Consider the following 11,677-nt stretch of genomic DNA (forward strand, 5'->3'; position numbering starts at 1 on the left):
TAGAGTACTCACCCTTCCACCACGTAGCGGTAATATACACTTTCACCCGCAGTCGGGCTCTTTCTCGTGATCTTGATAATGTCGCCCGGCCTCACGTCCAGATCCTCGATGGCCTTGTCGCTCATCAGGATGTACGGGAGCTGGCCAGGCTTGGCGTTGTACTTTTTCAGCACTTCTTCGGCCTCGGCCTTGGGGATGATCTCGTGCTTTGGCTGGTACACGTGATTTGTAATCTTGACTACTTTCTTTTCAGACGACAAGGGATGCTATACTACCTCCTCCACAGACAACGACGACAACAATAGCTTGTGCTCAAGAGAAAACATCAAAGTCAAATTGATGAATAAAAAAATAGTATATTTAAGCATTGTGAATATTTGATCCAAAAGCCGATTTTATTTGGAAAATTGAGAGATGCTTTTTCGCAGGGTTGCCTGAAATGAGTACAAGTGTTAGAGTTCCTACACAAAAAGGATAAATAGTAACGGAAATATAGCGTGTTAGGTGTGCATGAGGGATAATGGAGTATAAAGCGTACGCACTAATGGCAATATTGCTGGCATCTGTATCGGCTGTCGGCATGTTTGGCTCTGCATATGCACAAACTAGCAGTGGCCTTACAGTAACGACAGACAAGACAGATTACAGCGCAGCCGACACCGTAAAAATCTCCGGAAACGTCGGAGTAACCCCAACAGGCCAACCACTTGTGCTTCAAGTGTTCAATCCAAACGGCGCAGCATACAGATTTGACCAAGTCCCGGTAGCTGCGGATGGATCGTATACTTATAATCTCAAGGTCGGAGGCAAGCTGGGCGTAACCGGCGCATACAAAGTCACAGTCAGCTACAACGGCGTCTCAAAGACCGCAAACTTCAACTTCGCAGCAGGAGAACAATGGCAGACAATCAAGATGCAGCTCAAGAGCGGAACAGTCGACATCAAGTACCAAATCACTGGCGGTACACTCAAGAGCCTCACAGGTGATTCAGACACATCAACAATCACTGCAATGATCACTGCCGCTTCAGACGGCCAGCTGAAGATCCAGCTGCCAAGGACCGTTGCAGACGCGAAAATGGCAGGCAACACCACTGACGCAGAATATGTGATCTTTGTCGACGAGATTGAGGACTTTGCAGATGACGACCACGGCAAAGACGTGAGAACACTGACCATTCCGTTCGCGGCACAGTCAGAGCAGATTGACATCACTGGTACCTTCGTAGCGATCCCAGAGTTCGGTGCAATCGCTGCAATCGTTCTCGCAGTCGCAATCGTCGGCATAATCGTCGCCACGACAAAATACAGCAAGTTCAGCTTCTTGCCAAAGATGTAAGGCAGGCTGGACGAGCCTCTCTTTTTCCTTTTTTCATTTTTTGCCGAGAACCACTGTCAAGTATTCGTGTTATCACAATTTAACTGAAAAATCAAGTGGGGCCTTCGGAGGGATTTGAACCCTCCTCAAGCGGTGTCTGCCGAAATTTCATATTCAGAACAGTCCACAGCCGCCTATACTCACCAGGCTATACTACGAAGGCCGCCAGTGCAATCTGCGGAAACCACATTATATAATCGTTCGATCACTTACGTGCTTGGCAAGAGCCCTATCCTGACCGTTTCAACACCCATTTCTTGTTCAAGTTTGCCGGCAAGCGCGTTCAGACCAAGCGAGTCGCCTGCAAGGTGGCCCAAGACAACCAGATTTCCTTGCAGTTTTTCCTCGCGCATTTTCACCAAATCGCCATAGTCGACGTGCAAATAGATGACAGTGTCGACGCCGTGCTGGAAATACGCCTTGGCAATCGAGTAGCCTCCATTGGTCCCTGCGGCTATTACAAGCGCCCAGTGACCCACTCTGTTTTTTTCGCTTCCATGCCTCACTTGCACCCGTGTTTCGGCGTGGCGGAATTCAGGTATCCTGCTTACAGACTCGACGATGTCAGAGACGTATTCTGTCTTGCCAGACTTTATCTTGGCTAAAATGGCCTGCCTCATGTACTCGTCGCAGGGCTGGTGTATGTTGACAAGGGGCATCTTCATTGCCCTTGCCGCGCCCACCACGTCGTCGTAAATGTTGGCGTGCGTCTTTGTCTCCACCCGCTCTTTGAGTTTCTCTGTCGCTTCTTTGGCGACACTTTTTGGCACGCCGTGTTCGACCATGTAGTCGGTATGCTTGTCAAAGACCTTGTAAAAGTTGATAGCGGCTATCCCTATTGGGTGATGCGCAATGACGGCGTCGCAGCCAAGGCTCTTTGCAAGCAAGAGCTCTGCGGTCCCGATGTCGATTGCCATCATTACTTTTTTGATGTTTTTGCCCCTGACGTGCACCATGCTGTCGGCAGGCATCTTTTTCCATCCGGCAAGCTCTAGCCCGGCCTTCATTATCTCCTCCGTGTCAACACCGCTTGTCACCATATATGGCCAGCCGGTGGCGTGGTGCAAAATTTAAATCTGATCCGGCCTTTTCAACATACTATAGATGAGCTGCTCTGACGAATATTTCTCGCACTCGACGACAGGCGAAGATAATAACCTGATACAGATAACGCCCAGAGTCAAGGAGAAGCTCAAAAAAGCCAAGTACGGCGTCTACAACCACTCGGCGGTGGAGCTGTGCCACTGGACGAAAAAGTCGTTTGCAAACGAGGGTTCTTGCTACAAGCACAAGTTCTACGGCATATCGACGCACCAGTGCATGGAGATGACCCCCACCGCGATGAACTGCGAGAACAGGTGCGTGTACTGCTGGCGGCCGGCGGAATTCTACGATACGCTTGAAATGCCGGAGCAGATGGTAGACGAGCCAGAAGTCATCGTCCAGAACCTGATGGCCGAGCGCAAGAAGCTGATAAACGGATTTTACGGCAACTCCAAGAACGACGAGACCAAGCTTGACGAGTCGCTTTTGCCAGCGCATTACGCGATCTCGCTTTCCGGCGAGCCTACCATGTACCCAAAACTGCCGCAGCTGATAAAATACCTAAAGACGTTAAAGGCCACGAAATCGATATTCCTTGTGACAAACGGCCAAGAGCCGGACATGCTGCGCAGGCTCGAAAGCGAAGACGCGCTTCCGACCCAGATCTACCTGTCTACAAACGCGTCGAACAGGAAAATGTTTCTGCAGGTAAACCGCCCGCGACACAAGGGCGCGTGGGAGCGCTGGCAGGACAGTCTGCACTTTCTGTCGACTGTCGACACACGGACGGTCCTGCGCATGACGATAATCCGGGGCTACAACGACGGCTCAGACGACATCAAGGATTTTGCAAAGGTGATGTCAGAAGGAGACCCTCACTTTATCGAGATCAAGTCGTACATGCACGTCGGCATGTCCACCCAGCGCCTGGAGAGGGACAACATGCTAGGCATGGAGGAGGTGCGCGGCTATGCGAACAAGCTGTGCGAAAAGATGCCGGCGTTTTCAGTGATGGACGAAAGCGAGATTTCCAGGATTGTAGTGTTGCAGAACAAAAAACGGTACGTCGACCGCTGGATCAAGTCCTATTTTGAATAAGAAGTTGCCATTCCGCAAACTTTTCAAGCGCTTTTTTCCTGTGTGAATAGTCGTTTTTCTTGTCTGCCAGCTCGGCAAAAGTTACATCTGCTCCTTCCGGCGCAAATATCGGGTCATAGCCCCATCCTCCCTCGGTGATTTTTTCAGAGATCCGGCCCTGAACTTTGCCTTCAAACAATTGCAGGTTGTTGCCATCAAAAAAAGCGACGAGCGAGCGAAACGACGCCAAGCGATCTTGTTTTCCTTCAAGGAGCTTCAATACCCCGGCATTGCCTATGGTCTTGAAAACGTACGATGAGTACTGGCCCGGAAAGCCGCCAAGCGCGTCAACAAAGAGCCCATCGTCTTCCACTATCACCGGCTTTTGGACCCTGGCGTACGCGCTCTTTGCCTTTTCCCGGGCGATTTCCTCAAGCGAGTCTGACTGGATTTCCACAAGCTCTATCTTGGCAAAGCTTGCCTGTATTCCCCTCATAGCGAGTATCGACTCGACTTCGCGGAACTTGTTTTGGTTGGTGCTTGCAAATGTCACTATTGCTGTTGCTGGCTGCAATTGCTCAAAAAGAGGTGTTGTCGCGGGCGAATAAAAATGTGCATAGTCATGCCACGCGGGCGTACCTGCCCCGCTGCTCTATCTCCCTGACGTTTTCAAGGATCTTTGTAGTTTTTTTCTTGCCCGCCACGCTTTCGTAACCTTTCACAAAGCTTGAAAACGCGCCCCTGACTGAAATGTGGGCGCTTGTAAACACCTCCTTTATGAGCCGGACGTCGACTGCCATGTCTTCCGTCCTTTCGGAATAGTAAGAAAGGCCAAAATCAAGGAGGACGAGCCTGTTATTGTTGTCAACAATAAAGTTTGAAGTGGTCAGGTCGCCATGCACGATTCCTGCGGCGTGCAGCAGTGCGGCATACCGGCCCATCTCTTGGCACAGCTTTGCAGTGAGCGCATCCCTTGCAGGCGTGCCATCCACGCGCTCCATGATTATCTCCGCCCTTTCAGGGTCGACAAAATAGACAAACGGGGTGCGGACGCCGGCTGACTTGGCGGCCGACATGAACCCTGCCTCGTGCACCGTCCGCTGCCTCCTTATGGAGGAATCTAGGGCGCTGTGGCGGTACGGCTTTGGCTCCCGCACCTTTGCTATCGCCTGCTTGCCGTGCCAGTCTGCAAGGTAATAGATGTCTGCCTCAGCGCCCTTTTTCAAAAGCTGCTGCAATAGTAATATACCGTCTAAAGTGGAGATAAAAACGTGAGTTTTGAGCCCCAGGAAGGCGAAAAGGTCCTGCTCAGGGAGGACTGCGCTGAGGATAGGCTGAAAAGCGGCGTCCTTATCCTTACAAACAAGCGCATTCTCTTTCAAAAGACAGAGGGGCGCATGGCCACGTTTTCAAAGAAGGAAGGAGAGATCATCCTGGATATACCGCTCCAGGCGATTTCCGCTTTCAGGGCGGAAGGGTTTCTCGTGAAAAAGTTTGTCATCGTCGCAGTGGACCAGACCTACAAGTTTGGCGTGTTTTCAAACAGCAAGTGGGAAAAGGAAATGCGCCAGGCCAAGGGCCTCTAATTACGCCACGCGACATTGACGGTGTCAAGCCGCCACGACTGCGTGACTGACGCGTCCTTTACTGCGACTTTGTTCTTTGTGGCTGCATAGTCTAGGAGCGCTGTCCACGCTATCTGCGCGCCGTTGTCGCCGGCAAACTTTATCGGGCACGCAAAAAACCTGCTGTCCTGCCTTGCGCACGCCGACTCGAGCATGGAGGCAAGGCGCCTGTTTGCAGAGACGCCGCCTACTATCATCATCTCCCGTTTGCCAGTAAAGGAAAGCGCCCGCTCGACTGCCTCGGCAAGCATTGCAAACGACGTTTCCTGGAGCGAATAACAGACATCTGACAGGTCCGCCTTGTCTTTTTGCGCCAAGCGTACAGCGGCAGTCAGCAGGCCGGAGAAGGACACGTCGTTTCCCTTTACCACGTACGGCAGCTGCGTATAGTTTTTCTGCTGCGACTCGCCTGCAAGCTGCTCTACCTTGCCGCCACAGGGCGACGCGAAGCCCATCGCCCTTCCAAACTGGTCCAGCAGCTGGCCGATGGTGATGTCAAGCGTTTCTCCAAAGACGCGCCAGCGGCCGTGCGAAAACGCAAGTATCATGGTGTGGCCGCCGGACACCAAAAGTACAAGCGGATCGTGCGCCCCAGTCAGCATCGCGCCAAGCTCGATGTGCCCCAGAGCGTGGTTTACAGGCACAAGCGGCTTTTTGTAAAATCCCGCAAGGGTCCTTGCCACCACCGCTCCAACGCGCAGGCACGGACCGAGGCCGGGCCCGGCAGAGTAGCCGATGATATCGACGTCTTTCATGGTCGCGCTGGCATCCTCAAGTGCCTGCCTCAGTACTTGCGACGACACTTCAATGTGGTGCCTTGACGCCTCCCTTGGGTGAATGCCCTTTCCCTCCGGCGCCTTGTACGCATCACGGGCGTCTGACAAAACCTTGCCATTTCTGTCCACGACTGCGCATCCAAACGTGTGCGCAGTGCTTTCAATCCCAAGGCAGAGCATTTCTGTTATTGTTATCCCCTGCTTGACGCAGACACTATCTTTATCACGTCGCCGCTCTTTAGTTGGTGGTCGGCGCCGATGCGCTGCTTTGTCCTTGCGTCCACGGCGTACAGGAAGCCTTTTGCAAGGTCTGCGTGCACCGTCCCGGCAAGGTCCTTTGCAGTCGAGCCTGTTGGCAGCAGTCGAACATCGGGAAGCACGTTTCCCTTTTTGTCTGCCAGCTTGAACTCGTCTTCAACTGGATACACTGCAACGAGGTGCAAGAGATCAAAGCATGCGATGTTTATCGCCTCTTGCACGCCTGTCGAGCCGTACTTTTCTATGAGCGCCCTGACAATGTCAAGCGCCTTTTTCTGCTGATCGTTGAGCGCGACATCAGGCTTGACATCAAACGAGTCGTCCCCCGGCAGGTAGTGGAGTATGCCTTTTTTAGAAGCTTTTTTGAGCATCGCCTCTGCCTCTGACGCGCATGGAACGACGGTGAGGCCGGCTTTTTTCATCCTGTCAATGTTGGCCTCTGCGGTGGGCAGGTCGGCCTTGTTTGCCGCCACCAGAAAGGGCTTAGCCTTTGCCCGAAGCACCTTGCAAAAGTGCAGTATGTCAGCCTCGCTCCACAAAGTCGGCTTTTTCGACGCAAGGCCGGACTCGTGCACGGCTGCAAAAATCTGGTGCTCAGGTATCGCAAGCCCAGACAGCCTCTTGGCAAGCATCTGCTCCAGTTTCTGGCCCTGGTTTTCCGCCTCCCTTGCAGTCTTGCTCCAGTCCCGGGAGACAATGCCGGCCATCCAAAGGTCAAACTCTTCTTCCACGAAATTGATGTCAAACATAGGGTCGCCCGTGCCTGCAGGGACTGTTTTGCCGGCGCTGTCAGTCGAGCCTGACGCGTCCACGACGTGTATCAGCACGTCTGCCTGCCTTGCATCGTCAAGGAACTTGTTGCCAAGGCCCTTACCTGCGTGCGCGCCCGGCACGAGGCCGGCGACGTCTATTAGTTTGACAGGTATGAAGCGGTTGCCGTCAATGCACATCGAGTGGACAGGGTTGTCCTGCACGCCAAACTCGCGGCAGACGCACTTTACCCTTGCGTAGGCGACGCCCACGTTTGGTTCTATGGTGGTAAACGGGTAGTTTGCCGCAGGCACGGCAAGCTCTGTAGCAGCATTAAAGAATGTGGACTTGCCCACGTTGGCCTTGCCGATGAGCCCTATTATCATATAAGAAGACAATAACAAAAGGCTTTGAACCAGCATTAATGTTTTTCAAGACCCTTGCCTGCAACGAAGGACATGGACGCAAGGGCGTGGGTAAAGGCGCTTGGCCTGAAAGAGCACCCAGAGGGAGGCTATTTCAAAGAGACGTACCGCGCAGGGATGGAAATTGACCTGCCGGGCTTTGATGGGCGCAGGAGCGCAGGTACGGCAATATACTATCTCTTGAAAAGCGGCCAGTTTTCCGCGTTTCACAGGATCAAGTCTGACGAAGTATGGCACTTTTACGCAGGAAGCCCGCTTGCGGTCCACGTCATAGACAGAGAAGACGGCAAATACCAGAAAATGACAATAGGCAAAGGCAAAAGACCGGCATTGCAGGCCGTCGTAAAGGCAGGGTGCTGGTTTGCCGCCTCTGTAGACAAACCTCATTCATACTCGCTTGTCGGGTGCACGGTTGCGCCGGGTTTTGATTTTCGTGACTGGGAGGCAGGCTGGCGCGACGAGCTGCTTGCATCGTACCCAGAGCACAAACAGATAATAGTAAAGTTCACAAGACAATAATAATTAATCCCAATAACCAACTCTGCCCTCGTGCCAAGGCAGGCTGCGGCCGTTTGCATCGTAAGCGGAGGGCTGGACTCGGTATGCTATGCCGCCACGCTTGCCAGAGATTATGATATTTACATGATAACGTTTGCGTATGGCCAGCGGGCTAGGAGGGAGATAGACGCGGCCAGGTATTTTGCCAGGGTCCTAAAGGCAAAAGAGCACAGGATAGTTGACATCAGCTTCATGAAAGGGCTGTACGGCAAGAGCAACGCGCTCACAGACGGCAGGCAAGAGCTGTCAAAGGATTTTTCGCAAAGCCTTGTCGTTCCCATACGGAACGCGATATTCATAGCGATTGCAGGCGCATGGGCAATGAGCATCAACGCAAGGGCGGTGGCGTACGGCGCCCATTCCGGCGACGTGCCGCACTATGCCGACTGCAGGCCCGAGTTTGCCAAGGCGATGGCAGAGGCGCTAAACATCGCTGACATTGACAGCATCAGGTCGGGCCAGAGGCAGCAAATAGAGATAGCGTCGCCGGCGGTGCAGGGCCTGAGCAAGTCAGAGCTTTTAAAGGCAGGACGGGCCACGCTTGGAGACAGCCTGTTCAGGACGTGGAGCTGCTACTCTAACGGCGTTAGGAGAGCAGGCAAATACGTCCACTGCGGCGCGTGCGAATCGTGTATAAGTAGGAAAAAGGCATTCACTGACGCCCAGATACATGACAGGACGCGCTATGCAGCGTGAGCAGCAGGGGCGGAGGACCGCCGGGACGGTAAGGCTGAGCGAGATCTTTACCAGCATCGAGGGCGAAGGAGTGTTCTTTGGCACCAAGACGATGTTTGTCAGGCTTGCAGGCTGCCCGCTGAAATGCCACTGGTGCGATACGCCGTACGCAATACCCATGGATTCTGGCGAGAGCCATACGGTAGAAGAGGTAAAAGAGATGATCTCCAATGACCTGCAGGAAAACACCTACAAGGTAAATTTCACGGGAGGCGAGCCTCTGGCGCAGCATGAAGCGGTGATGGAGTTGGCCAAGTTTGTCAGGGAAAAAAAAGGCGTCAAGACATACCTTGAATCGGCCTGCTACGACTCGGCCCGCTTTGCCAAAGTCCTGCCGTACATCGACATTTGCAAGATCGAGTTCAAGATGAAAGACGCAAGGGCAGTCGTTGACGACAAGCACTATAACAATCTGCTGAAAAACGAGCTTGAATGCCTGAGAATAGCAGTCGATGCAGGCAAGATGCCCTACGTCAAAGTGGTAGTGACCAATTCGACAGACGTTGACGAGTTTGCAAGCCTGGTCAGGCAGGTATTCAGAGTCGCCAGTCCTAAAAACATAGCAGGATTTATAATACAGCCGAGCCATAAGACAGACGAGCCCGTGTTGGAGAGGCTTTTTGCGTTTTATGACGCAGTCTACCCATTCTACGATCAGGTCAGGGTCGTACCGCAACTTCACAAGATAATAGGAGCGCGCTAGCACAGCATAATGAAGGATAACGGCAAAATCAACAAGAAAAAGATAGCAAAACTTCTCAGGCAGCTCCTCATAGAGCTTGGCGAAAACCCGGACCGCGAGGGACTGATGGGAACCCCGGACCGCATGGCCAACATGTACGAGGAGATTCTCGGGGGGTACACCATGGACGCCGAGCTTGACGTGACGTTTAGCGACGAGACGGACGTCATCGTGGCAAGGGACATCCAGTTCTACAGCATGTGCGAGCACCACATGCTCCCGTTCTTTGGCAAGGTGCACGTAGCCTACGTGCCGGCAGGCAAGGTGTTTGGCGTTTCAAAACTTGTAAGGCTGGTAGAGAAATACTCTCGCAGGCTGCAGATACAGGAGCGCCTCACAAAAGAAGTCGCCGACGAGCTGGTGCGCATGGGCGTGAAAGGCGCGATGGTGATAGCAGAGGGAGACCACCTGTGCATGAGGATGCGCGGGGTGCGCAACAACAGTTCCATGCTCACGATAGCGTACCGCGGAGTGATGGAGCAGAAGGACCTGCGCGAGCACGTGCTTGCCATGATAAAGGCTCCAAAGGCATTCTAATGTTGCTAGGGGTCTGTTGCTGACAGGTCAAAGAATGCCAAATCCCGGTCGTTCCCAATTACTTGGCCGCTTTTGGCATCTATCAGGTAATAATAACCCCGGTAGCCGTCATTACCGGATGTTGTAACTTCCACGTGCCAGAAATGCTGGTTCCAATAGGCTTGTAAAAACCGATGTTCTTTGGTGTAAAGCCACATGTCTGCAGACGGACTTTTTTCATCATCTGCCATGAAGGCTAGCCCATTAGCTGTTACGTGGATGAGTTTTGCAGTCGATTCTTTGTCGGGAAAGAGGCTTGCGTCCCTGTTAGGCTCTCTATCGACCTGATTGAGGGCGATCCTGGTTGCGTCATCCTTTGATATCGCATAGGGTTTTGAGCTGGCAGCAAACTTCTGCTGGTAGAGAAGTGCTGCGGCAGCAAATATCCCAAAGGCAAAAAGAGCGACGGTAAGCACCCTGAGGGACATCTTGTTTTTCTTTAGACCTTGCGAGCCGTTTGTCGCAGAGGACAACTGCGTTATCTATTGCTGCTAGACGACCTTAAGTAGTTTCATCCAAATGACGAATCTGCCAAGAAATGGGTGGTGTGAATAGTTAAATAAGAAAAGCATCAGAATACCGCTCGTTATCTCATATGAGCGGCAAAGACGAGTCAATCTTTTCAAAGGAGGCCCTTATGGGCACGCAGGCCGGCAAGGACATCATGAAGCAAGGCCTTCTGCGCAGCAAGGGCTACAAGCAGTTCAACCAGTACAAGGAAAAGACCGAGCAGGAGTTTGGCGCCTTTGCCAAGAGGTTCGTCATGTCGCTCCACGCCGCGATAAACGCCGACAGCAGCCCTGCGTCAACCATGCAGAAATTTGCTGAAGAGGTCAGCGCTTCCGAGCTGGTTCCGGAAGCTGGCAGCATTTCAGACATCAAGGCAAGGCTGTCAAGCCCGAATGTCTTGCAGGACAGGGTTGCAAGGATACTAAATTCAAATTTTGTCAAGATGACGTTTCCTGTCTTTAACGCGCTGTACGACGGCGCGTCGGAATACTTTGGCGATTCTCCGTCGCAGGAAAAGCGCGACGCAGTCATCGACGGCCACATCATCGCAATCGACCTGTCAGAGCCTATGGACAGGATTGTTGACAGGGACGAAGACTTGGAATACCTTGAAGACTACAAGTTCATGAACCCGTACATCCTTGGGATCGCAAGGCACAAGATATCGCAGGGAGGCGACGCGGTGCTCAAGGCGTTTGAGGAGGGGTTCAAGGACGCAAGGCTTGGACAATACATCGATGTCAAACTAAAGATAAAACCGGCGTCGATAAGTGACGAGAACATGAACGACTGCTACAAGAAATACCGCGCAGTCATGGGAACCGCCGGCAGGAACATGGCCCTCAACCGCCGTCCGCTGGGCGACATTTTCCACCTCGGCATGGCCAAGGCAGGAGAAGGCGTCGGGTGCGGAAACGAGATCGAAGACGCCATCAAAAACGGTGCAGTCAAGGTCCCGTCGTGGCCGCTCTATTACGCGCTCAACACCGGCGACGTCAGGCGAGGGTTTGAGCTTACCATGCAAAAGAGCGAGCTGTACCTGCAAGAAGCAGAGATGGCAGTCGAGATGCTGCCTGAAAATTTCCAGCTAAAGCCGTTCCTAGAGTTTTTGTTCTTGACAGTTCGCCACTATAACCAGTACTGGTACAACGAGCTTCAAAAACGCGCGCCGTTTGCAGATTTCCAGAAAAAGATACAAGCCGTAGCAGCGGTGGAAAAGTAAG

Annotated in this window: 15 protein-coding genes and 1 tRNA gene; 8 read left to right on the top strand and 8 right to left on the bottom strand. The window is 52.7% G+C overall.

Annotated elements, in window-relative coordinates; translation table 11 throughout:
• Positions 1–8: 8 nt before the first annotated feature.
• On the bottom strand, positions 9–260 hold the full coding sequence (locus tag NTE_RS12430; RefSeq protein WP_148701306.1) for a DNA-directed RNA polymerase subunit H: 252 nt from the start codon (positions 258–260) through the stop codon (positions 9–11).
• Positions 261–520: 260 nt separating this feature from the next.
• Between NTE_RS12430 and NTE_RS12435 the strand changes: the two genes are divergently transcribed.
• Complete coding sequence (locus tag NTE_RS12435) at positions 521–1,339, top strand: PEFG-CTERM sorting domain-containing protein (RefSeq protein WP_148701307.1); 819 nt, start codon at positions 521–523, stop codon at positions 1,337–1,339.
• 96 nt (positions 1,340–1,435) lie between these two features.
• Here NTE_RS12435 and NTE_RS12440 read toward each other — a convergent pair.
• Positions 1,436–1,541 (bottom strand) — tRNA-His (locus NTE_RS12440).
• Positions 1,542–1,587: 46 nt separating this feature from the next.
• Complete coding sequence (locus tag NTE_RS12445) at positions 1,588–2,418, bottom strand: Nif3-like dinuclear metal center hexameric protein (protein WP_148701308.1); 831 nt, start codon at positions 2,416–2,418, stop codon at positions 1,588–1,590.
• Positions 2,419–2,482: 64 nt separating this feature from the next.
• On the opposite strand from NTE_RS12445, the gene twy1 reads away from it, so the two are divergent.
• Positions 2,483–3,520 carry a 4-demethylwyosine synthase TYW1 gene (twy1, locus tag NTE_RS12450; protein WP_148701309.1) on the top strand — a complete coding sequence of 346 codons (1,038 nt, stop codon included), beginning with the start codon at positions 2,483–2,485 and terminating at the stop codon, positions 3,518–3,520.
• On the opposite strand, the gene NTE_RS12455 is transcribed toward twy1, so the two are convergent.
• Together NTE_RS12455 and NTE_RS12460 are read right to left on the bottom strand one after the other, a co-directional pair.
• Positions 3,501–4,073 (bottom strand): XTP/dITP diphosphatase, encoded by a 573-nt coding sequence (locus tag NTE_RS12455; protein WP_226987000.1) that lies wholly within the window; start codon positions 4,071–4,073, stop codon positions 3,501–3,503. The two genes, twy1 and NTE_RS12455, sit on opposite strands and share 20 nt — an antisense overlap.
• Before the next feature lie 46 nt (positions 4,074–4,119).
• On the bottom strand, positions 4,120–4,725 hold the full coding sequence (locus NTE_RS12460) for a KEOPS complex kinase/ATPase Bud32 (RefSeq protein ID WP_264357910.1): 606 nt from the start codon (positions 4,723–4,725) through the stop codon (positions 4,120–4,122).
• A 45-nt stretch (positions 4,726–4,770) separates the two neighbouring features.
• Here NTE_RS12460 and NTE_RS12465 point away from each other — a divergent pair, with 45 nt between their 5' ends.
• Positions 4,771–5,085 carry a PH domain-containing protein gene (locus NTE_RS12465; protein WP_148701311.1) on the top strand — a complete coding sequence of 105 codons (315 nt, stop codon included), beginning with the start codon at positions 4,771–4,773 and terminating at the stop codon, positions 5,083–5,085.
• Here the strand turns inward: NTE_RS12465 and kae1 are convergent.
• Entirely contained in the window at positions 5,082–6,080 is a 999-nt protein-coding gene (gene kae1, locus NTE_RS12470) for a KEOPS complex N(6)-L-threonylcarbamoyladenine synthase Kae1 (protein ID WP_148701312.1), read from the bottom strand. The two genes, NTE_RS12465 and kae1, sit on opposite strands and share 4 nt — an antisense overlap.
• A gap of 11 nt (positions 6,081–6,091) precedes the next feature.
• Complete coding sequence (locus tag NTE_RS12475) at positions 6,092–7,294, bottom strand: redox-regulated ATPase YchF (protein ID WP_148702164.1); 1,203 nt, start codon at positions 7,292–7,294, stop codon at positions 6,092–6,094.
• 54 nt (positions 7,295–7,348) lie between these two features.
• On the opposite strand from NTE_RS12475, the gene NTE_RS12480 reads away from it, so the two are divergent.
• Genes NTE_RS12480 through folE form a run of 4 tightly spaced genes read left to right on the top strand, consistent with a single transcriptional unit; the run spans position 7,349 to position 9,905 of the window.
• Positions 7,349–7,852: a cupin domain-containing protein gene (locus NTE_RS12480; RefSeq protein ID WP_226987002.1), complete on the top strand. Its 504-nt coding sequence runs from the start codon at positions 7,349–7,351 to the stop codon at positions 7,850–7,852.
• A 30-nt stretch (positions 7,853–7,882) separates the two neighbouring features.
• Positions 7,883–8,587, top strand: coding sequence for a 7-cyano-7-deazaguanine synthase (locus NTE_RS12485; RefSeq protein ID WP_148701313.1), 705 nt, complete (start codon positions 7,883–7,885; stop codon positions 8,585–8,587).
• Positions 8,562–9,329 carry a 7-carboxy-7-deazaguanine synthase QueE gene (locus NTE_RS12490; protein ID WP_226987003.1) on the top strand — a complete coding sequence of 256 codons (768 nt, stop codon included), beginning with the start codon at positions 8,562–8,564 and terminating at the stop codon, positions 9,327–9,329. Before NTE_RS12485 ends, NTE_RS12490 begins: the two co-directional genes overlap by 26 nt.
• 9 nt (positions 9,330–9,338) lie before the next feature.
• Complete coding sequence (folE, locus tag NTE_RS12495; RefSeq protein WP_226987004.1) at positions 9,339–9,905, top strand: GTP cyclohydrolase I; 567 nt, start codon at positions 9,339–9,341, stop codon at positions 9,903–9,905.
• 5 nt (positions 9,906–9,910) lie between these two features.
• On the opposite strand, the gene NTE_RS12500 is transcribed toward folE, so the two are convergent.
• Positions 9,911–10,417, bottom strand: coding sequence for a PepSY domain-containing protein (locus tag NTE_RS12500; protein WP_148701315.1), 507 nt, complete (start codon positions 10,415–10,417; stop codon positions 9,911–9,913).
• Positions 10,418–10,539: 122 nt separating this feature from the next.
• Between NTE_RS12500 and NTE_RS12505 the strand changes: the two genes are divergently transcribed.
• Positions 10,540–11,676 (top strand): hypothetical protein, encoded by a 1,137-nt coding sequence (locus tag NTE_RS12505; protein ID WP_148701316.1) that lies wholly within the window; start codon positions 10,540–10,542, stop codon positions 11,674–11,676.
• Position 11,677 lies beyond the last annotated feature (1 nt).

The sequence above is a fragment of the Candidatus Nitrososphaera evergladensis SR1 genome (assembly GCF_000730285.1).
Lineage (GTDB): Archaea > Thermoproteota > Nitrososphaeria > Nitrososphaerales > Nitrososphaeraceae > Nitrososphaera > Nitrososphaera evergladensis.